Below are 19928 nucleotides of genomic sequence, written 5' to 3'. Positions count from 1 at the left end.
AAGCCCCTCCATTTTGTTCGCCACCCTGGCCTCCTGCCTGCAAATCCCATGCAGACGGACGTTTATTCGCCAAATTGTTATCGCCTTTGCCTATTAAGGCTTTTGAAACAAGGCCGGAAAGGAATTCCCCTTTCAGGCAAGATTCTAAATTCCACAGCGAGCCGGACGCAAGCCGGATGAGTCAGTGACGCAGGCAGATGACGGAGATTTTAGCAAAACAGGCCGCAAGGCGCCATCGGCGCGTGCGCGCTGGGCACGTCGTGTGCTGGCAGGGGCTGTGCTGCTGGTACTGCTCGGCCTGATTGCTGGCTGGGCGATGCGGAAAAGCATTGCCCGTCAGGTGCTGGCCGACTGGTGCGCCGGACGGAACCTCGCCTGTACGGCCCGGTTTGACGAGCTGGGGCTCGATGGCGCTGCGATCAGTGATCTTGCTGTAAAAGGGCAGGGCCAGACGGCTTTCGAAGCGCCTTGGGCTCGCGTCCGGCTGGATTGGCCTGGGCTATTCACGCCGCGTGTTGCTGGCGTTGAGCTGGAAGCGCCCGTTGTGCACGGGGCGCTCGCTGACGGACAAATCGGCTTTTACGGGCTTGAGCGGCTGGTGCCGTCTGGTGGCAGTAGCGGCGGTGGGGCGCTTCCGGCGATCGACATTCGCGATGGTCGCATCCTGATCCGGACGAGCGCCGGTGAGGTCGGCGCCAGTGTCTCGGCGAACGGTCTGTTTCCGAAGGATGCCACAGCCTCCATCGTTATGGACCCGGCCCATCTGGACGAACCGCAGGGATACCTTCGCTGGTCTGGCGGTGTTGCGGATCTTGTTGCGCGGAATGGCCAGCTGGAAGGCCGCGTGAACCTCACCCTCGAAGAAATGCGCACTGACGATCTGAGCCTGATCGACGCCCAGCTGGTAGCGACCATAGAGTCAGGTCTCGATGAAGAGGCGCCCGCGCGGCTGGTCTGGGAGGGGCGGATAACGGAAGCCTCTGGCGCCGACTTTGCGCTCTCCGGCCTCGAGACCAGTGGTCATGCGCAACTGGACCGGGTGGCCGATGCGACGCGAGAGGCGCTGATCGACGCATTGACCGAGGCAGACATTCAACTGGAATCCGGTAAATCGGGGTGGCGTGGCTATTCCGCGGGCAAGGCCCGTGTCGAAGCCTCAATGCGCAAAACGGACGGCACGATTGCTGGGCCAACGGATTTTTCCCTGAAGGATGTCTCGATACCGCAAGGCAAGGCGGGTGACCTGTCCGCGGCAGGCCAAGTTGCCTGGACGGAAGCGGAGGGTGTCCGCTTCTTTGGCCAGATCGCCGCCACAGATGCTGCCCTGACCGAAACATTTGCAGAGGGCCCGCTCAGCCGCGTGAAACTGCCGTCTCCCCTGACGGCGCATGGTGACAGTCTGAGAGCGGCCTTCAGCCAGGCGCTGTCTGATTTCGATGCTCAGGCGCAGGTCGGTGTGACAGTGCGCGAAGGGAATCTGACGCTGGATGCGCAGGACACTGCGTCGCTCAAGGCGGCGAGCGGTCTGGCTTTGTCCGTGTCGTCACAGCGGACGGACAAGCCCTGGTTCAGCCTGAATGGCGGAACGGCCTCCATTGGCGGCGAGCTGTCCCTGAAAGGCGGCGGTGCGCCACGAGTGTCTGCAGACCTCAACTCACTGGCATTTGGAAGCAGCGGCTTGCTCATCGATGCGCGTTCTGTGGATATGTCCCCCTGGTCCGTGAACGGAACACGGTTTGGTATGGATCTCTCATCACTAAGAGTCAGCTCGAAGCCAGATGATCTGAGCGTAAATGCAGGCGGTTGGGTGTCGCTGTCCGGACCCGTGTTCGGGATTGAGCTCTCCGACTCTCGGCTGAGCGGCACAATCCAGGTGATCAATCGGGAAGAGGGGCTTCGCGTTGAGCCAGTGAATGAGCCATGCCTTCGGTTTGATACGCAAGGCGTGAAGCTTGGCAGCGTGATGTTCCAGCCAAACAAGCTCAACCTCTGTCCGCGCAAAGGCGCGTTCATGAAGCCCGGGAACGGGGATGCATCCGGTACAGCCTCCCTTGGCAAATTGTCCTGGCCATTTGAATCAAAATCGGTCACCGGTCAGCTCAACCTGACGAATGCCGCGATCGATTGGTCGGTGCGTAAAGGCTTCACCCTGTCGCTTTCCTCGCCTGATCTCACCCTGCCATTGGATATTGGAGACCGTACACTGTCGATTGATGCGGCAAATCCGCATGTCCGCCTTGTGACGGCGAAAGGCAAAGTGCCTGCGCTTGCCGCGACGCTGGGCAATACGGTGTTTGGCGGAACACTGATCCCGGCAAAGGTGACCGCTAAGGAAATCAGTTTCGATGGTGAAATCGGTTCTGGCGGCTTGTCCGGAGACCTCGCAGGTGGATCGGTCCTTATCCGGGACTTCCGCGATGACCCTGTCTATCAGCCGCTCGTCTCTGATCTGACGGCGCAGATGCATGAGTGGCAATTGGCGCTCAGTGGTCCGCTACGCCTGAAAGCCAATGATGTGCCGGTCGGCGACATCACGGCAGACATCAATGTGCTGACGCTCGACGGCACGGCGCGGGTCGCCACGCGCGTGTTGGAATTCAAGAAAGGCGGACTGCAGCCCGTCATGCTGTCGGAGCGTTTGCGCGGCGTTTACACAGATGCGGCAGGCCAGATGGAAGCCGCTTCCGATGTGAAGATAGATGGCGGGCGTCTGGCCGGCACCGCGGATGTGTCCGTCACGGACTTCGGATTTCAGACGACTCGCCTCGGGCGGGTGGAGAATGTGAATGGGCAGGTTCACTTTGCGGATCTGTTTACGCTCTCCACCGATCCGAGCCAGGTGCTGACGGTTGGCGGCATGAACCCCGGCGTTCCGCTTCGCGAAGGCCGGATCGTGTTTGCGTTTTCAGGCGGGAAAGTCCTTGCGGTTGACTCTGCGGCCTTTCCCTTTGCTGGCGGAACGCTGGCGCTGGCCCCGTTTGACTGGGCCCTTGGTGCAGATGCGCAACATGTCGAAGTGACGGCAGATGCGATCGATCTGGCCGAGCTCGTCCGTATCCTGAAGCTTCCTAAGATCGAGGCAGAAGGCACAGTGTCTGGCCGGTTCCCGATCGATGTGGAACGGACGAAAGTCCTGGTTCGTGATGCGCGGCTTTTTGCGGACGATAGCGGCGGTCGGGTTGCCTATCTGGGAGATGCCGCAGACTCTGCGGCCCAGTCCGACGCCAATGTCCGCCTCGCATTCGAGGCGCTGAAGGATTTTGACTTCACGGTGCTCGAGGTCGGGCTGGACGGGGATGTGACCGACCGGGTGAAGATCACGCTGAAACTGGCTGGCAAGAGCCGGAACGACATCACTTATGGGTCGAACGCCCATATTGTGAAGGGCCAGCCCTTTGAATTCAAGATCGCTGTGGATTCGGCGCTGGCGGAACTCTTCCGCTCCAGCCAGTTCTACACCAACCAGCAGAAGCTGACCGATTTCGTCGTTGAGGAAGTGCTGACGGACCGCGGGCTGAAAATCGCCGAAGATGAATAGGGGACAACCATGTCCTTGATTGACGTTAAGCCGCGCCATGGCATGGTGGCGCAAGCTTCAAGGAGGCCGCCACGCCCATGACCCTTCGAAACACACTCCTTGCCGGCGCCGGATTTGCTATCCTGGCTGCCTGCACGCATACGATAAAGATCGAACCGTCGGACAAGCCGATCAAGATCGATCTCAATATCACCCAGGAAGTGCGCATCATCCTCAACAAGGAAGTCGAGGAACTGATCGCGGACAACCCGGATCTGTTCTAGCGAAGAGAGGAGACATTTCATGACATCCCTTCGCACTTTCGCTGCCGCCTCCGTATTCGCCATCGCATCCTTTGCGGTGGCGCCTGCCGCTTTTGCGGGCGACCCCGTGATCGATGCCGCCATAGATGCCGGCCAGGTGGGTGAAACCATCGACGGCCTTCTGGGTGTCGTGGGCGCCGCCGATCCGGCCATTGTCCGCAAGGTCAATGAGATCAACAATCGCCGCGCGGCCAAATATGCCGAGGTCGCTGCCCAGACAGGGACGACGCCTGCGCAAGTCGCCCGCCTGACCGGTGAGAAGCAGATCGAGAAGCTGGATGCCGGCGAGTACTACATGGACGAGTCCGGCGTCTGGAAACGCAAGTGACATCGTGACTTGCCCGGCCCGGCTTCGGCTCTAGGGTAGGGTCATGTCTCGTAAAGCCATCGCCGTCATATTCGCCTGCATCGCTGTCCTGGCAGTGGTGCTTGCTGTCATGCCACGTTTCTGGATGGGTGGCAGCGACGGGATCAGCGGGCATGGCTGGGCAGCCTATATTATCGGCGCGGTGCTCACCGTTGGCTTGTCGGGCGGCCTGTTTTTCCTGACATTTTACTCGGCACGCCACGGACACGACGATATCGACCGGCCGGACGACCCAACCCTGTGACCCCTGCAGCTGTGACGGTATCTTCACGCAGCTTTGATTGACACAAACGGCGGAGCACCCAATCCTGCCGCCGTTGTCACACTATCTTCTACAGGGCTGACCATGTCATCGATCGATCCTGCGCGCCTGTCTGCGTACATTGCGTCGCGCATTTGCCACGACCTCGTTTCGCCGATTTCCTCGGTCACAAATGCACTCGACCTCATGGACGAGCCGGGCGATCATGAAATGAAAGCCCAGGCAGAGGCGCTTCTGCATGATGGGGCGGAAAAAGCCGCTGCGCGCATCCAGTTTCTGCGTTATGCCTTCGGGTCCATCGGCCTGAATGCCGGTGCGGCGGATATTCATGAAGCCCGCAAGATTACCGACGCTTTTGTCAGCAGCCACAAGCCGAGCGTCGAGTGGGACCTTCAGGCGGACCATCTGAGCTTTTCTCACGTTCGCCTGATGATGAACCTCGTCATGCTGGCGGTAGAATCCCTGCCGCGCGGCGGTGTGGTCAGCGTCCGCATCCGCAGCGAAGCGGGCGGCCTGACGATCACGTTGACGGCAAAAGGGGATCGCGCCCGCCTCAAGGAAGAAGTGACTGCGGCAATCGAAGGCACCGATCCGACTGAAGGCTGGCGGGCCGAAAACATTCAACCGCTGTTTGCCAAAATGATCTGTGACGGCCTCGAAGGCGAGTTTACCGCCAAGGCGAGCGACGGTCAGGTGATCTTCATGGCCGCGGGGCTGCGCGCCGAAGGCTGAGCCTGCTCGCCGGACGGGCGTTGAAAGATTTTGTTAAGACACTTCGGCGAGCGTCCGGAGATGGTGTTCCAGTGGGGAAAAGGTTCATGAAAACGTGCCTGATAGTCGACGATTCCCGCGTAGTGCGGAAAGTTGCGGCCCGTATCATCAAGGATCTGCGCTTCGAAGTGGTCGAAGCGGGAAATGGCTCGGAAGCTCTGGATATCTGCCGCAAGCAGATGCCCGAGGCTGTCCTGCTGGACTGGAACATGCCCGTGATGAACGGCCTCGATTTCCTGCGCGCCCTGCGGCGGGAAGAGGGTGGTAAAAAGCCGGTTGTCATGTTCTGCTCGATCGAGAATGATGCAGAACATGTCGGCGAGGCGCTACGATCCGGTGCCGATGAGTTTATTATGAAGCCGTTCGACGCAGAGATTCTTGAAAGCAAGTTCGCCGAAGTCGGGCTGATCTAAGTATTTCTTAATAATCCTTGCTGTACCGGTAACTTTTGCGAGCGCATCAGCCCGGGACCGGAGCCAATTATGCAGGATGGGGTGTTCAACGAGTTGGCAGATCTGGCCCTGAAAGGGTCGGGTCAGGCGATTCCGCGATCGAAATCCTATCTGATCGAAGCCCGTCTGGCGCCGATTGCGCGTCGGGAAGGCTTCGGCTCGCTGGACGATCTGGTTCATTGCCTGAAATCCCGCGCTAATCCGGTGTTCGCTGCAGAATGCGCCGCGGCGCTGGTGTCAAAGGACACGTGGTTCTTCCGGGAACGCGACACGTTGCACCGCCTGGTCAACGATATCCTGCCCATGCGCCTCAAGGCCGGTAATACAGGCCGAGTGAAAATCTGGATTGCCGGTGGCTCCACGGGCCAGGAAGCCTACTCGCTTGCCATGTTGCTGGAGGACGATCTGCCCTCCGCCCTGCGCGGGGCCAAGATCGAGATCCTCTCCACCGACCTTTGCAAGACGGCCACAGAGCGGGCCCGGGCCGGTCGCTATGGGCATTACGAAGTCCAGAAGGGTCTCTCCATTCACCGCCTTTTACACCACTTCACCCGCACCGATAGCGGCCAGTGGGAAATCTCCGAGGCACTGCGCAGCAAGGTCAGTTTCCGTCAGCACAATCTGCTCGAGAGCGCCGGCGGGCTCGGCAAGTTCGATGTCATCCTGTGCCGCAACGTGCTGTCCGGCATGGACCGGTCGGCCCGCAGCCGCGTCGCTGACTCGCTTGCCGCGCAGCTGATGCCGGGCGGTCTGGTCATTCTGGGGCAGGGCGAGAGCCTGATCGGCCTGACGAACCAGCTGGAGCCGTCGCGCGATTTCCGCGGCACCTGGATCGCCTCGAACGGCACTCCGAAAACGGCCACCTCCGCAGCCTGAGCAGGCCCGGCTCTTCACCTTTGGTCATCCAGCCGCTATATGCGCGCCTCAACCTTGGCTGCTCCGGGCCTTGAACCCGGTGGGAGTGAGAGATGACCGATACGAAAACGGCTGCCTGGACAGGCGGCGTCAATTCCCTTGGATTCGCAAAAGCGCCGGCTGATACCCGCGTCGTCGCCGCCATGTCAGGCGGGGTCGACAGTTCCGTGGTGGCCGCCATGCTGAAGGCTGAAGGCTATGATGTCATCGGCATCACGCTGCAGCTGTACGATCACGGCGCTGCCATCGAGAAGAAAGGCGCCTGTTGCGCCGGGCAAGACATCCATGATGCGCGGAACGTCGCAGACATGATCGGCATTCCGCACTATGTGCTGGATTACGAGTCGAAGTTCCGCGAGCAGGTGATGGAGGATTTCGCCGACACTTACCTTGCCGGTTCGACGCCAATCCCCTGCATCCGCTGCAACCAGACCGTCAAATTCTCTGACCTCCTGAAAACGGCGAAAGACCTTGGTGCGGACTGCCTCGCCACAGGGCACTATATCCGCCGTACGGATGGCGCAGATGGACCGGAACTGCACCGCGCGGCAGATGCGTCGCGCGATCAGTCCTACTTCCTGTTTGCGACAACCCGCGAGCAGCTGGACTTCCTGCGCTTTCCTTTGGGCGACCTGCCGAAGACGGAAGTGCGGGAACTGGCTGACCGGTTTAATCTGCCAGTTGCCTCGAAGCCGGACAGCCAGGATATCTGCTTCGTGCCGGAAGGGTCGTATGCGAATGTCGTTGAAAAACTCCGTCCCGGTGCCGGGCGCGGCGGCGAGATCGTGCATCTCGATGGACGCGTGCTGGGCGAGCATAATGGCGTCATTCATTACACGATCGGCCAGCGCCGAGGCCTTGGTGTCGCCACCGGAGAGCCGTTGTTTGTTGTGAAGATCGACGCGCCGAACCGCCGCGTTGTCGTTGGCCCGCGTGAAGCGCTGATGACGTCCGGCCTGCTGCTCGAAGAGTTGAACTGGATTGGGGCTGGTAGCCTGGAATCTGCTGCTGATGCGGGCGCCCCTGCGCTTGTCCGTGTGCGGTCCACGCGCCCGCCTGTGCCCGGACGGCTTGGCTGGCATGACGGTACGCCGGTGATCTGGTTCGAAGAGCCGGAAGAGGGTGTTGCACGCGGACAGGCAGCGGTGCTGTATGATCCTGATGGCGGTACGCGCATCCTTGGCGGCGGATTTATCCTGAAGGCTATCCCGGCAGATGACCGCGTCGCCGCAGCCTGACAGGCTGTCAGTCGACCATGCCGAGCGCGATGCCCCGCAGAGCCGCGGAGACACGGTCGTTCACGTCGAGCTTCTCAAAACAGCGCCGGATATAGGTTTCGACCGTATTCCGTGACAGCTGTAAAGCTTCCGCAATCTGCGAATTGGTTCGCCCACGCGCGACCCATCGCAGGATTTCGCGCTCGCGGGCAGACAGGACGGTGCCGTTGGGAAGATCCTTCAGCAGCAGACGGCAATAGGCGAGATGGCCCATCTGAGACGCTGCCTGCAGTTCAAGCACTTCATCCGCGGGCGGGCGTTCTGCCTGGCCGAAACCCAGCGCGGCGTAACCGTTTCGCCCGGCGGGACCGAACAGGGGGATACCGATCCCTTCGCCCATATTCTGCGCGGCGACGCGCTGAAGATATTCGCGTTCTTCCAGTGTCAGGTTCGGCAATTGCGGGGCTTCGGTCCAGAAATAGGGACGGGTGAAATTCACGGCCCTGCGGGCCAGCGGGTCGCACAGGTGCAGCTCTTCCGCGAGGTAGGTTTCCCGCCAGCTTTCCGGATAACCAAACTCTCCGACCCGGATCTGCCCATCGAAATCACGGGCGCCGACCGGCGGATAATGTATGTAGCTCGCCATCACGACATGCGTCGTTTCAAAATAGTTTGCTGCAGCAGTGCGGAGGTCCAGGAGCGTTGCCGCGTCACGGCAATCCCGGAAAAACTGGCGAAGTGGCTCGATGTCGCGCGCCATACCTTGTCCCCAAAGTCAGGGACATAAGGCCTCAGGGAAAATCAAAACGCAAGAAAAAGCGGGGCCGGCGCGATCAACTCAGCCAATCGGGCGCGGCAACCATGTCCGATTGCCCCATATCGGGCTGCGGGTAGCGCTCCAGAAGTCTATCGACAATGGCGTCGGCGACCCGGTCTGCTTCGCGCAGAGGCGCGTAGGTCCAGGTTTCCAGCGTGCCGTCAAACCAGCGCGCCGCACCGTGCGCAATCAGGCTTTCATGCAGTTTGTCGAATTTGTCGGACCGCCCTTCCAGTTTTGCAATATGCAGGGGAAGGCCATGCCAGGTCGCGTCCGAAAGCATGTTGGCACTGTCTTCGGTGACGATGGCGACATCGGAGAAGGTGAGCCAGGCGATATACGGGTTCGGGCCATCTTCCGTGCCCGACCAGAATTTTGCGCCGATCTCATCGGCCAATCGGCGGAACCGCGCCCGGATCGAATCAGGCGTACGACGCGACGCCGTCATCCGCAGACGCCAGCCTTTTCCGGCAAGCTCGCGCAGCTGGGCGTCGAGCCGGTCGGCTGCCGCTTCCGTAAAGGTGTGGGTTTTGCTGTTGCCGCCGAGGATGACGATTGCGCTTTTGCCGCGTTCGTCAGCGAGATCCGCAAAGGCCTGTGCGGCCTCTTCGATCGCATGCGGAGAAAAATAGGAGGGGGAACCAACAGTCTGGATCACGTTCGGTCCCGTCACGCCGTCATGCTTGGGAGTCACAAGAAGGTCGAAATTGTCCGGCGGAATACGTGGATCTAGAATCTGGACGGTCAGTGTACGCCCGCCAGACCATTCTCTCACAGCACGTGTAAAAGCAGCAGACCGGCGGCCTGCGGCGATCCAGACGGTCGGCCAGGGGGCTTGTAGTACAGCGCGCTGGTCAGCAGGTAGCGCGGAAAGTGGCGAAGGCCAATTGTCTGCCGGCAGCCAGGTCCAGGGCATACGTGGTGTCAGGACGATCGGTTCGGCGCGGTGCGCTTCTCCTGGAACATGCCCGATCTTCATCCAGCGGCGTGTCTCGCCCAATGCCTGCACGATTGCGCGCACCTGGGCAGCGTTGCCTGCGCGGCCGTCAGAGACCGCCCAGACTGAGGGTCCGAGCGATCCCGGCCCCGACATTTACAAATACTCGACTTTGACGATTTCGTAGGCGCGCGCCCCGGCAGGTGCCGCGACCTCGGCTTCGTCGCCTTCTTCCTTGCCGATCAGGGCCCGGGCAATCGGGGAAGAGATGGAAATCTTGCCTTCTTTCACGTTCGCCTCATCGTCACCGACGATCTTGTAGGAAGATTCCTCTTCGGAATCGACGTCGATCAGAGACACCGTTGCGCCGAAGCGGATTTTGCCGCCGGTCAGTTTGGAGACATCGATCACGTCTGCACGGGCGAGCTTGTCGTCCAGTTCGCTGATACGGCCTTCGATGAAGCTCTGCTTCTCCTTGGCGGCATGGTATTCGGCATTCTCGGACAGGTCGCCGTGCGCACGCGCCTCAGCGATCGCCGCGATGATGTTCGGGCGCTCAACCGATTTGAGGTTCTTGAGCTCAGCTTGAAGCGCAGCATGGCCTTCTGCGGTCATGGGAATGCGTTCCATAGGGTGTCACCTCTGTAATTGGGCGAAAATCGTTGTCGCAAATGTGAACGTCGTCAAGTGGGAGTTGTCACGCCGATTGCAAGGCGCGTACGGAGATTTCCCGCGACGTCATGCTGGAGATCGCACGAACCGAGGCGATCGAAGCCGCCAGCGTCGTGTAGTAAGGGATCTTGCGGGCCACAGCCGTCCGGCGGATCGAGGCGCTATCTGCAATGGATGTTGCGCCTTCGGTCGTATTGAACACGAGCTGGATTTCGCCATTGATCATAGCATCCACAATGTGGGGCTGGCCTTCATTGACCTTGTTGATGGCACGAACGGGCAGGCCTTCCGCTTCCAGGTGAGCGGCGGTACCTGACGTGGCGACAAGGGTGAAGCCAAGCTCAACAAGGTCGCGGGCCGCTTCGATAACGCCGGTCTTGTCCGAATCCTTCACCGAGATGAACACGGCGCCCTCGGTCGGCAGAATGACGCCGCAGCCCATCTGGCTTTTGAGGAAGGCGGTACCGAAATCATCGTCCCAGCCCATGACTTCGCCGGTCGACCGCATCTCAGGCCCCAGTTGCGGATCGACACCGGGGAAGCGGGCAAATGGGAAGACCGCTTCCTTCACGGCGACCCGGCGGGGGTGGGCGTGAGTGAGGTCGAATTCCGTCAGCTTCTCGCCGGCCATGACCTTCGCTGCGATGGCGGCAATCGGCGCACCGACAGCCTTGGCGACGAACGGGACTGTCCGGCTGGCGCGCGGGTTCGCTTCCAGAACGTAGATCTCGTCGTCTTTCACCGCAAACTGGATATTGATCAGGCCACGCACTTTCAGCTCACGTGCAAGCGCGATCGTTTGCTCGGCCAGCCGGCCCTGAAGGGCGGGCGAAAGCGTGAAGGGCGGCAAGGCGCAGGCGGAGTCGCCGGAGTGAACACCGGCTTCCTCGATATGCTCCATGATGCCTGCGACGTGGACGTTTTCGCCATCGCAGATCGCATCGACATCCACTTCAGTCGCATCGGACAGGTAGCGGTCGATAAAGAGCGAGGCGTCGCCGGAAACCTGAAGCGCCTCGGCTGCGAACTTGCGCAGATCGTCGTCATCGCGCGCGATTTCCATGGCGCGGCCGCCGAGCACGAAGCTCGGGCGCAGCATGACGGGGTATCCGATTTCGTTCGCCTTGATCTGGGCTTCATCCACACTTCTGGCGGTCCGGGACGGCGCTTGCTGGATGCCGAGCTTGTCGAGCAAGGCAGCAAATTGTTCGCGGTCTTCGGCGAGGTCGATCGACTCGGGACTGGTGCCGAGGATCGGAATGTTCTGCCGGTGCAGGGGGCTGGCAAGTTTCAGCGGTGTCTGTCCGCCGAACTGGACAATCACGCCGCGCAGGTGGCCGGTGCCGCTTTCCTTGTTGATGATCTCAAGCACGTGTTCATCGGTCAGCGGTTCGAAATACAGGCGGTCGGACGTATCATAGTCCGTGGACACCGTTTCCGGATTGCAGTTCACCATGATCGACTCGACGCCGAGGTCTTCCATCGCGAAGGCGGCGTGACAGCAGCAATAATCGAACTCGATGCCCTGGCCGATCCGGTTCGGGCCGCCGCCCAGGATCACGACTTTTTCCCGTGCGGTGGGCAGGGATTCACAGTCCGGCTTGTCCTGGCCGAACAGCGGGTGCTCATAGGTGGAGTACAGGTAAGGCGTCTTCGCCGCGAACTCGGCAGCGCAGGTGTCGATGCGCTTGTAGACCGGGCGCACATCCAGGGCGTGACGCTGGTCGCGTACCGCCTGTTCGGTCTTGCCGGTCAGTTCGGCGAGGCGCTTGTCGGAGAAGCCCATCGCCTTGATGTCAGTCAGCGCGTAGGCGTCGTCCGGCAGGCCCTGCGAACGGATCTTGTTTTCCTCAGCAACGATTTCTTCGAACTGGCGCAGGAACCATTTGTCGATGGAGGTGATGGCGTAGATTTCGTCCACGCTGAGGCCGGAGCGGAAAGCCTGGGCGACAACGCGTATGCGGTCGGGTGACTGGATCGCCAGGGCCGCGCGCAGCTTCGTCTCGTCCTCGAATTCCATTTCGTTCAGACCGGTCAGGCCGGTCTCCAGCGAGTTCAGCGCCTTCTGGAAGCTTTCCTTGAAGTTCCGGCCGATCGCCATGGCTTCGCCGACCGATTTCATGGCGGTCGTCAGGACCGGCTCGGTGCCCTTGTATTTCTCGAACGCAAAGCGCGGAATCTTGGTGACGACATAGTCGATGGTCGGCTCGAAGGAAGCCGGCGTCACGCCGGTGATGTCGTTGTCGAGCTCGTCCAGCGTGTAGCCGACAGCGAGCTTTGCGGCGATCTTGGCGATCGGGAAGCCGGTTGCCTTGGAGGCAAGGGCAGAGGAACGCGACACACGCGGGTTCATTTCGATGACAACCAGGCGGCCGTCTTCCGGGTTCACGGCAAACTGGACGTTGGACCCGCCAGTCTCCACGCCGATCTCGCGCAGCACTGCGATCGAGGCGTTCCGCATCACCTGGTATTCCTTGTCGGTGAGCGTCAGGGCAGGGGCGACGGTGATGGAGTCTCCGGTATGGACGCCCATCGGGTCGATGTTTTCGATGGCGCAGATGATGATGGCATTGTCCGCTTTGTCGCGGACGACCTCCATTTCATACTCTTTCCAGCCGAGCAGGCTTTCATCGACGAGGATCTGGGCATTGGGAGAGGCAGCGAGCCCCGAGCGGCAGATCTCTTCATATTCCTCGACATTGTACGCCACGCCGCCGCCTGTGCCGCCGAGCGTGAAGGCTGGCCGGATGATGGCCGGCAGACCAACCGTCTCCAGCGCGTCCATGGCGCGTTTGAGGCCGGTGATACGGTCATACTTGCCTTTTTCGTCGCGCGGCGACGACACGATGGTCGCGCGCGGGTTTTCCAGGCCAATCCGGTCCATGGCCTCACGGAACAGGGCGCGGTCCTCAGCCATCTCGATGGCTTCAGCGCGGGCGCCGATGAGCTCCACGCCATGCTTCTCGAGGATCCCGGCATAGTGCAGGTCCAGCGCGCAGTTCAGCGCCGTCTGTCCGCCCATCGTGGGCAGCAGGGCGTCCGGCTTCTCCACCTCGATGATCTTCTCGACGATTTCCGGTGTGATCGGCTCGATATAAGTCGCGTCGGCCAGCTCCGGATCGGTCATGATCGTCGCCGGGTTCGAGTTCACGAGGATGACGCGGTAGCCTTCATCCTTCAGGGCTTTCACTGCCTGTACGCCGGAATAGTCGAATTCGCAGGCCTGTCCGATGATAATGGGACCGGCGCCGATAACGAGAATGGAGCTTATATCTGTGCGCTTTGGCATGTGCCCCAACTCCTAGCGGTCAAACGGCTGCGTCATAGCAGAGTCGGAGGCTTGAGCAAGGTGAAGTCGGTCAGAAAGTCTGCGCGCGCTGCAGTTCGTTGCCGGAGAATTCCGCCTTCAGGCGGTCAGAGGTATGAACTGCCCGGCGCAATCTTTGTCTGTTCCTGAGCCAGGCGCCAGGCCCCGCCGGATTTCGTATAGGTCTGCTGCATGGTCTGGCGATGCGATTTCCGGTCTCCGTCATGCATGATGCCCTGAAGCTGCGCATCGAAACAAGCCGTTGCATATCTGTCGCCGACGATGACCTGGAGCGGCGAGTCGACAATGAGAAACCACTCTGAAAATGTTTCAGTCAGGAAGGGGGCCCAGAAGGCCGCATAAGCGTCCAGTGAAACGCTGAAGCATGTCACTTCACCGAAATCGGTCGTCATCCGGATTGTGCCGCCCGACGCGATTTCATCCAACCTGTTTCGCTGGAACTTGCCTTCAATACTGCTCCAGGCAGAACACCAGGCAAAGACACGTGCCTTTACCTCGGTTTCAGGAGAGGTTGGTTCAGGATCTGACACAGTAAAGGGAAAGGAGGGGACGTGAGGAGGGGCCATCATGCGCTTGAAAAAGTAATCCGTAATTGATGTAACCCGCGGTAAACGCCCCAAGGTAGATTTGGTTCCGCGATGTTTCATTTTGCCCCCGATTGTCTGAAGGGGTGGGCAAACAAAACGGCCCCGCTTCTTAAGAAACGGGGCCGCGGCTTTGTGAATTGCCGGGCCTGTTACCAGCGCGACCGGTCATACGGGTAGCGGTCATAGGCATTCGCGACGCCGTCACCATCTGAATCGCGTTCGGTTTCCTGATCTTTCACGCCAGGCATGTCGCAGTCTTCGGCTTCGGTACAGCCTTTGGCGGCGCCAGCAGCGCCACCTATGGCACCGCCAATAATTGCGCCGCGTTCTGCGTCGCCATCGCCGACATTGTTGCCGATCACAGCGCCGGCGACAGCGCCCGCTGCGGCGCCATAGGCTGCGTTACGTTCAGTCGTGCCGCTCGAGGTGCAGGCGGCCAGAATGGCTGCACTTGCGCCAATGGCCATCAGTTTCACAGGGAAGGTCATTTGGGGTCCTTTCGGGTGGCTATGACCGCAACAACGGCCCGCACCCGCGCCGGTTCCCCGCGCAACATTACAAAGAACTCAGGGGGCTGAACCTTCCGGATCAGCTCCAGCGCTTGGACAGCTTCTGGCTTGTCTCATCCGGCGCCTGCTTCTCGGCGCCCTGATATCCCGTCACTTCGTCGGCCACAAAAGGATTGTCCTGCCGTTCCTGTCCGAAGGTGGAGAGGGGGCCGTGCCCGGGCACGAACCGCATCTGGGGCCCCAGCGGCCAGAGCTTTCCGGTGATGGAATCGATCAGCTGTTGCTGGTTCCCGCGCGGGAAGTCCGTCCGGCCGACCGAGCCGCGGAACAGGACGTCGCCCACAAATGCCAGCGCGCCTTCCTGCGAGTAAATCACCACGTGGCCGGGCGTGTGGCCGGGCGTGTGCACGACGCCGAACTTGTTACCCGCCAGATCCAGAACGTCGCCATCATGTAGGTAGCGGTCTGGCGTCACGTTCTTGCCGTCCTTGATGCCGTATTTCGCGCCCTGGGTCTCGATCTCGTCGAGCAGCCATTGGTCGTCCTCATGAGGGCCGATCACCGGGCATCCGGTCCGTTCTGCGACCGCTGCGGCCGCGCCGGCATGGTCCATGTGGCCATGCGTCAGCCAGACGGCCACGATTTTCACGCCGAACTGTTCGGCAGCGCCCATGAGTTTGTCCACTTCGCCGCCCGGATCGATGAACACGCCTTCCATGGTCTCGGTCGACCAGATCATGGACGTGTTCTGCTGGAGGGGCGTGACCGGAATGATCCGGATCTCGAGCTTCGGCTGGTTGGCGGGTGTCTCAGTCATGTTTGCTACATAGTCGGTCCAGCTGGGAACGCAAAGCGTGCCGTGGGCGCTTTTCCTGCCGGGGGCTCTCCGCTAACACTCATCGGGCGTTGAAGACGGCGGACAAGGAGGCTTTCGTGCGCATGCCGACCCAACCTGGCGGGATGTATCGCGGCGGAGGGGGCATTGCGCGATTGCTGCGCAGCCGTTTTGGCATCCTCCTGATCGCCGCTTTTGGCCTGTTCCTCTATTGGCAGATGAACCAGAAGCCCGTTCCGTTCTCGGGCCGGTCACAGCTCAACACGGTTTCGATTGAGCAGGAAGTGAAGCTCGGCCAGCAATCCTATCTGCAGATCCTGAATCAGGAGCAGAGCCAGGGAAATACTGTTTTGTGTGCAAATGAGGCCTGTTCCGGAGAGGAAGCGGCACTGACGGCGACGGTGCGTGAGATCGGCGCGCGCCTGCAGGCGGCTGCTGTGGAGCTGGAGCAGGAATTGCGGGGCGATGGATACGCGTTCACCCCGGTCGCGGACAAGTTCGACTGGACCTACTATGTCGTTCAGTCCGCCACGCCCAACGCGTTCTGCCTGCCGGGCGGTTATGTGGCGGTCTATACAGGTATCCTCGACATCACCGGCAATCATGATGGCCGCGTGAGCATGGATGACCTGGCGGATCCGGACAAGCTGGCCGTCGTGATGGGCCATGAGATCGGTCACGCGCTGGCGCACCATGGCGCGGAACGTATGAGCCAGCAGCAGGTCATGCAGATGGGGCAGATGGCAGTTGGCGTTTCCATGGGAGACATGGACCCTGCGCAACAGCGCGCCGTCATGCAGGCCTTTGGCATTGCGGCACAGGGCGGGATGCTGAAATTCTCCCGCGAGCATGAAACCGAGGCAGACAAGATCGGTCTCGATCTGCTGGTGCGGGCCTGTTACGACCCCCGCGAGGCGCCAGAGCTGTGGCAGCGCATGGGCGAGATTGGCGGCGGTCAGCGTCCGCCGGAATGGATGAGCACGCATCCTGCCAGCGAGACCCGGGCCGAGAACTTCCGCAAATGGATGCCTGACGCGATCGCTGAATATGAAAGCCGTTGCGGCGCGCTGCGGTAGAAAGTTCCGGGCCGGATAAATGGACCGCCGAACATAAAACTGCGCCCATACCTTTGCAGGCGGGCGCAGTTCCTTGGCGTCCCGCGCTAGCCTGAGGCCAGTCCCACCCAGCTCGATACATACGCGGTTCCAAAAACACGCTGCGGGCAACGAAATGCCTCCGGAGCGCTTTGAAATGTTACGTACCACTGGTATGATAGGGTAGCAACGAAAATAACGACCCATGCCCAGGCGAACTGCAGAACAGGCAGAAGCCACTCGAGCCGCCATTCTTGACGCGGCCCGGAAGCGATTTGCCGAAGACGGATTTAGCGCCAGCATTGCAAACATCGTTGCCGATGCGGGCGTGACGAAGGGCGCCCTGTTCCACCATTTCCCAAGCAAGCTGGATCTGTTCCGCGAAGTCTGGACAGACCTGCAGACCAAGATGGGGGAGGAGGCTGTCTCCGAAGCCCGCAAAATGAGCGGGGAACACGATCCCTATATTCAGTTTCTGACCGGCGCCCGGGTCTATCTCAAATGGGCGGCGCGCCCGGAATATTTCAAGATCGTGCTCTATGAAGGCCCCGTCGTACTGGGCTTGCAGGGCTGGTACGAGTCCAACCGTAATCTTGGCCAAAGCAATGTACGCCGGGCGATGGAAACGCTGGCGGAACGTGGGCGTATCGCCCCCAGCCGCGTAAATGCCTATTCGGTTCTGGTGCAATCCGCCCTGAACGGTGCGGGGTTTGCCCTCGCGGAAGGTGTTGATGGCCTGACGCCTGACGAAGTCTACGAAGCGTTCGAGATCATGATCCGAAGTTTGAGTTAGGTCAGGGGGTCGATCTGTCCCTGAATGGAAGGATTCACGCGCCACCAGGCGGCAATGCCGAACCGTGATGCCTGTGTGACTTCAACAGCATGCGGAACGGTTTCCGAGAGCATGAATACGACGCCCGCGCGTTCCGGCAGGATACGAGCTGCCGGTTGTGCTGTTTCGTCCGCGCCTTCGGGCCAGACGACAAGGGCGCCGCCATTCTCCTCGGTCCAGTCCTCATTGAGATATACAACGAGTGACACGACCCGGTTGCGCGCGCCTTCAAAACTGTCGAGGTGGCGGTCGTAGAATTCCCCCGGCTGGTAGACAGCGAAGCAGGCTTCGAATTCAAACAGGCCGATTATCAAACCGCGGTTGAGGGCTTGCCGCAATTGCTCTGTCCACTGCAGGAAACCTGCCTGCGCCGGTGTCGACCCATCCATCCAGGAAATCCGGGATTTTCGGATGGTCCGGTCGAGCTGGAAGTCCGTCTCCCTGCCAATCCCGGCAGGGGCGAGATCGTCTTCCGCGTTTGCGGCGAGCACTTCTGTGCGAAGCGCAAGGTAAAGCTCTTCCGGCAACATGTGCGGTTGCCAGCTCCAGCCCTTCGAAGAGAGGTCACCCAATATTGCGCCCATGCGATTATCGCCGGGCAGGGGCACCTCAGAGGCAATGGCCGTCATGGCCGTAAACTTTCAAAAGGAGCCGATTACTTTCCGGCCCGGTGTTGTTCCATCAGGTCGGCGAAGCGCTGGAACAGGTAGAAGCTGTCCTGCGGGCCGGGGCTCGCTTCAGGGTGATGCTGGACCGAGATGATCGGACGGTCCTTCACGGCGAGACCCGAATTCGTACCGTCGAACAGGGAACGATGGCTTTCCTCCACGCCGGCCGGCAGGCTCGCCGGGTCAACGGTGAAGCCATGGTTCATCGACACGATCTCGACCTTGCCGGTGGAGAGATCTTTGACCGGGTGGTTCGCGCCATGATGGCCCTGCGCCATTTTCATGGTCTTCGCACCAAGCGCGAGCGCGAGCAGCTGGTGGCCAAGGCAGATGCCCAGGATCGGAAGGCCGCTGTCTATGACCGCGCGGATCATGTCTCCGGACCGCTTGATGGTGGCCGCCGGATCGCCGGGGCCATTGGAGAAGACGACACCATCCGGTTTGTGCGAGGCGATTTCGTCAAACGAGGCATCGCCGTTCACGACGGTCGCCCGGATGCCGACATTGGCAAGATTGCGCAGAATGTTCTTTTTCACGCCGAAATCGACCACGACGACGTGGAAAGCCGGGGTGTCCAGATGACCGTAGCCGGTTTCAGGATTCCAGAGACTTTCGGAATTATCGAATTCGGCGCTTGTATCGACATCGGCGGCGAGGTCGGCCGTTTCCAGGCCTTCCCAGGCGCGGGCAGCCTCGATCAGGGCGTCGAGGTCGATATTTCCGTTCGGCTGGTGGCAGATCGCGGCTTTTTGCATGCCTTTCTCGCGGATCAGGCGGGTGATCGCCCGGGTATCGACGCCCGAAAGACCGACAATACCGCGTTTCTGCAGCCATGATTCGAAGGTTTCGGTGGACCGCCAGTTCGAAGGCGGTGTGATCGGCTCGCGGAAAATGGCGCCCCGGGCCGCGTGCGATCCGGCTTCCGAAGACTCTTCGTGGTCCTCATCATTGGCCCCGACATTGCCGATATGAGGAAATGTGAACAGGACGATCTGGGAGGCATAAGAGGGGTCCGTGAGGATCTCCTGATAGCCCGTGATCGCTGTATTAAAACACAATTCTCCGGTTCGGATGCCCTCGGCGCCGGTGCCGTGGCCCAGGAACACTGTACCGTCAGCGAGGGCGATCGCTCCCGTGGCTGAAGTCGCCGCTTGAGTTTTGGCCAAGTAGGACATATTTGTCACACCTCCCGGGCGCCGCGTAGGGTCTCGTTAACCCATCCGCATGAAGTTCGACCGGTGTATTGGGGCGGAGTCTCTGCGGCGTCAAGCGAGTGATGCGGCAGGGCTTATGAGAGGCAAACTTGGCATGGGCCGAGAAGACAAGAGTGGATTGATGTCGCTTAAGGCGCGCATTGGAAATGCCCTCAAATCTGAGACCGAAAAGGGCCAGCCCGGCGTACGCCTGGCAACGCTGCGCCTGATCGATTGCGCTGTGCGCGACCGGGACGTGTGTGCCCGTGGACGCGGCGATGGCGAAGGGTGCCCGGAAGCGGATGTGCGCCGCGTGCTGGAGACCATGGTTGCCCAACGTGAAGTCGCGGCCCGCGAGCACGAAGACGCCGGCCGCCTCGAAGAAGCCATCCGCGAGCGCGAGGAAATCGAGATCATCCAGCAATTCCTGCCGGTTCCCCTGCAGGGCAAGGCGCTGGACTCTGCCGTGGAAGAGGTCGTGAGCGACCTGGGTGCCTCCAAGCTCAAGGACCTTGGCCGCTGCATGAGCGCCCTGAAGGAGCGCTATCCCGGCATGATCGAGTCCGGTGCCGCCGGTAAAGCTGTCCGCAAGGCGCTGTCGCGCGCCAGCTGACCCTTTCAGTGAAACCTTC

20 protein-coding genes are annotated in these 19928 nt (G+C 60.8%); 11 read left to right on the top strand and 9 right to left on the bottom strand.

What is annotated here, in order from left to right:
- Positions 1-184: 184 nt before the first annotated feature.
- The 8 genes from HY26_RS00680 to mnmA all read left to right on the top strand — a co-directional run bounded on the left by HY26_RS00680 (position 185) and on the right by mnmA (position 7845).
- Positions 185-3538 carry a YdbH domain-containing protein gene (locus tag HY26_RS00680; protein WP_112072739.1) on the top strand — a complete coding sequence of 1118 codons (3354 nt, stop codon included), beginning with the start codon at positions 185-187 and terminating at the stop codon, positions 3536-3538.
- Positions 3539-3615: 77 nt separating this feature from the next.
- Positions 3616-3801, top strand: a complete 186-nt coding sequence (locus HY26_RS00675; protein ID WP_112072738.1) for a YnbE family lipoprotein — start codon at positions 3616-3618, stop codon at positions 3799-3801.
- A gap of 19 nt (positions 3802-3820) precedes the next feature.
- A complete protein-coding gene (locus HY26_RS00670; protein ID WP_034769162.1) occupies positions 3821-4168 on the top strand; it encodes a YdbL family protein in 348 nt (115 codons plus the stop codon).
- Between the two features lie 43 nt (positions 4169-4211).
- The gene (locus tag HY26_RS00665) at positions 4212-4451 is read left to right on the top strand and encodes a hypothetical protein (protein WP_034769160.1); all 240 of its coding nucleotides are present in this window, start codon (positions 4212-4214) and stop codon (positions 4449-4451) included.
- A 102-nt stretch (positions 4452-4553) separates the two neighbouring features.
- On the top strand, positions 4554-5201 hold the full coding sequence (locus HY26_RS00660; RefSeq protein WP_034769158.1) for a histidine phosphotransferase family protein: 648 nt from the start codon (positions 4554-4556) through the stop codon (positions 5199-5201).
- Between the two features lie 86 nt (positions 5202-5287).
- Positions 5288-5653: a PleD family two-component system response regulator gene (locus HY26_RS00655; RefSeq protein WP_034769156.1), complete on the top strand. Its 366-nt coding sequence runs from the start codon at positions 5288-5290 to the stop codon at positions 5651-5653.
- Between the two features lie 69 nt (positions 5654-5722).
- Entirely contained in the window at positions 5723-6568 is an 846-nt protein-coding gene (locus HY26_RS00650) for a protein-glutamate O-methyltransferase CheR (protein ID WP_034769154.1), read from the top strand.
- Positions 6569-6660: 92 nt separating this feature from the next.
- Positions 6661-7845, top strand: a complete 1185-nt coding sequence (mnmA, locus tag HY26_RS00645) for a tRNA 2-thiouridine(34) synthase MnmA (protein WP_112072737.1) — start codon at positions 6661-6663, stop codon at positions 7843-7845.
- 7 nt (positions 7846-7852) lie between these two features.
- Here the strand turns inward: mnmA and HY26_RS00640 are convergent, their stop codons facing one another.
- The 7 genes from HY26_RS00640 to HY26_RS00610 form a co-directional block, all read right to left on the bottom strand.
- Entirely contained in the window at positions 7853-8584 is a 732-nt protein-coding gene (locus HY26_RS00640; protein WP_112072736.1) for a LuxR C-terminal-related transcriptional regulator, read from the bottom strand.
- Positions 8585-8657: 73 nt separating this feature from the next.
- The gene (locus HY26_RS00635; RefSeq protein WP_034769150.1) at positions 8658-9734 is read right to left on the bottom strand and encodes a mitochondrial fission ELM1 family protein; all 1077 of its coding nucleotides are present in this window, start codon (positions 9732-9734) and stop codon (positions 8658-8660) included.
- Positions 9735-10208 (bottom strand): transcription elongation factor GreA, encoded by a 474-nt coding sequence (greA, locus tag HY26_RS00630; protein ID WP_034769148.1) that lies wholly within the window; start codon positions 10206-10208, stop codon positions 9735-9737. It abuts the gene before it with no gap.
- Between the two features lie 67 nt (positions 10209-10275).
- Positions 10276-13539 carry a carbamoyl-phosphate synthase large subunit gene (carB, locus tag HY26_RS00625; protein ID WP_034769146.1) on the bottom strand — a complete coding sequence of 1088 codons (3264 nt, stop codon included), beginning with the start codon at positions 13537-13539 and terminating at the stop codon, positions 10276-10278.
- Positions 13540-13664: 125 nt separating this feature from the next.
- Complete coding sequence (locus HY26_RS18810; protein ID WP_146740148.1) at positions 13665-14225, bottom strand: hypothetical protein; 561 nt, start codon at positions 14223-14225, stop codon at positions 13665-13667.
- 89 nt (positions 14226-14314) lie between these two features.
- A complete protein-coding gene (locus HY26_RS00615; RefSeq protein WP_112072734.1) occupies positions 14315-14653 on the bottom strand; it encodes a YMGG-like glycine zipper-containing protein in 339 nt (112 codons plus the stop codon).
- A 100-nt stretch (positions 14654-14753) separates the two neighbouring features.
- On the bottom strand, positions 14754-15491 hold the full coding sequence (locus HY26_RS00610) for an MBL fold metallo-hydrolase (RefSeq protein WP_112072733.1): 738 nt from the start codon (positions 15489-15491) through the stop codon (positions 14754-14756).
- A gap of 122 nt (positions 15492-15613) precedes the next feature.
- Here HY26_RS00610 and HY26_RS00605 point away from each other — a divergent pair, with 122 nt between their 5' ends.
- Together HY26_RS00605 and HY26_RS00600 are read left to right on the top strand one after the other, a co-directional pair.
- Positions 15614-16585, top strand: coding sequence for a M48 family metallopeptidase (locus HY26_RS00605; RefSeq protein WP_233351487.1), 972 nt, complete (start codon positions 15614-15616; stop codon positions 16583-16585).
- Between the two features lie 223 nt (positions 16586-16808).
- Complete coding sequence (locus tag HY26_RS00600; protein WP_051600280.1) at positions 16809-17396, top strand: TetR family transcriptional regulator; 588 nt, start codon at positions 16809-16811, stop codon at positions 17394-17396.
- Here HY26_RS00600 and HY26_RS00595 read toward each other — a convergent pair.
- Together HY26_RS00595 and carA are read right to left on the bottom strand one after the other, a co-directional pair.
- Positions 17393-18064 (bottom strand): 2OG-Fe(II) oxygenase, encoded by a 672-nt coding sequence (locus HY26_RS00595; protein WP_112072731.1) that lies wholly within the window; start codon positions 18062-18064, stop codon positions 17393-17395. The genes HY26_RS00600 and HY26_RS00595 overlap by 4 nt on opposite strands.
- Positions 18065-18090: 26 nt before the next feature.
- Complete coding sequence (gene carA / locus HY26_RS00590; RefSeq protein ID WP_112072730.1) at positions 18091-19278, bottom strand: glutamine-hydrolyzing carbamoyl-phosphate synthase small subunit; 1188 nt, start codon at positions 19276-19278, stop codon at positions 18091-18093.
- A gap of 133 nt (positions 19279-19411) precedes the next feature.
- Between carA and HY26_RS00585 the strand changes: the two genes are divergently transcribed.
- Positions 19412-19909 (top strand): GatB/YqeY domain-containing protein, encoded by a 498-nt coding sequence (locus tag HY26_RS00585; RefSeq protein WP_233348864.1) that lies wholly within the window; start codon positions 19412-19414, stop codon positions 19907-19909.
- Positions 19910-19928 lie beyond the last annotated feature (19 nt).

Source organism: Hyphomonas sp. GM-8P, assembly GCF_003263315.1.
GTDB lineage: Bacteria > Pseudomonadota > Alphaproteobacteria > Caulobacterales > Hyphomonadaceae > Hyphomonas.
Note: the sequence above shows the minus strand (reverse complement) of the source record. Positions and strands in the feature narration are given on the sequence as shown.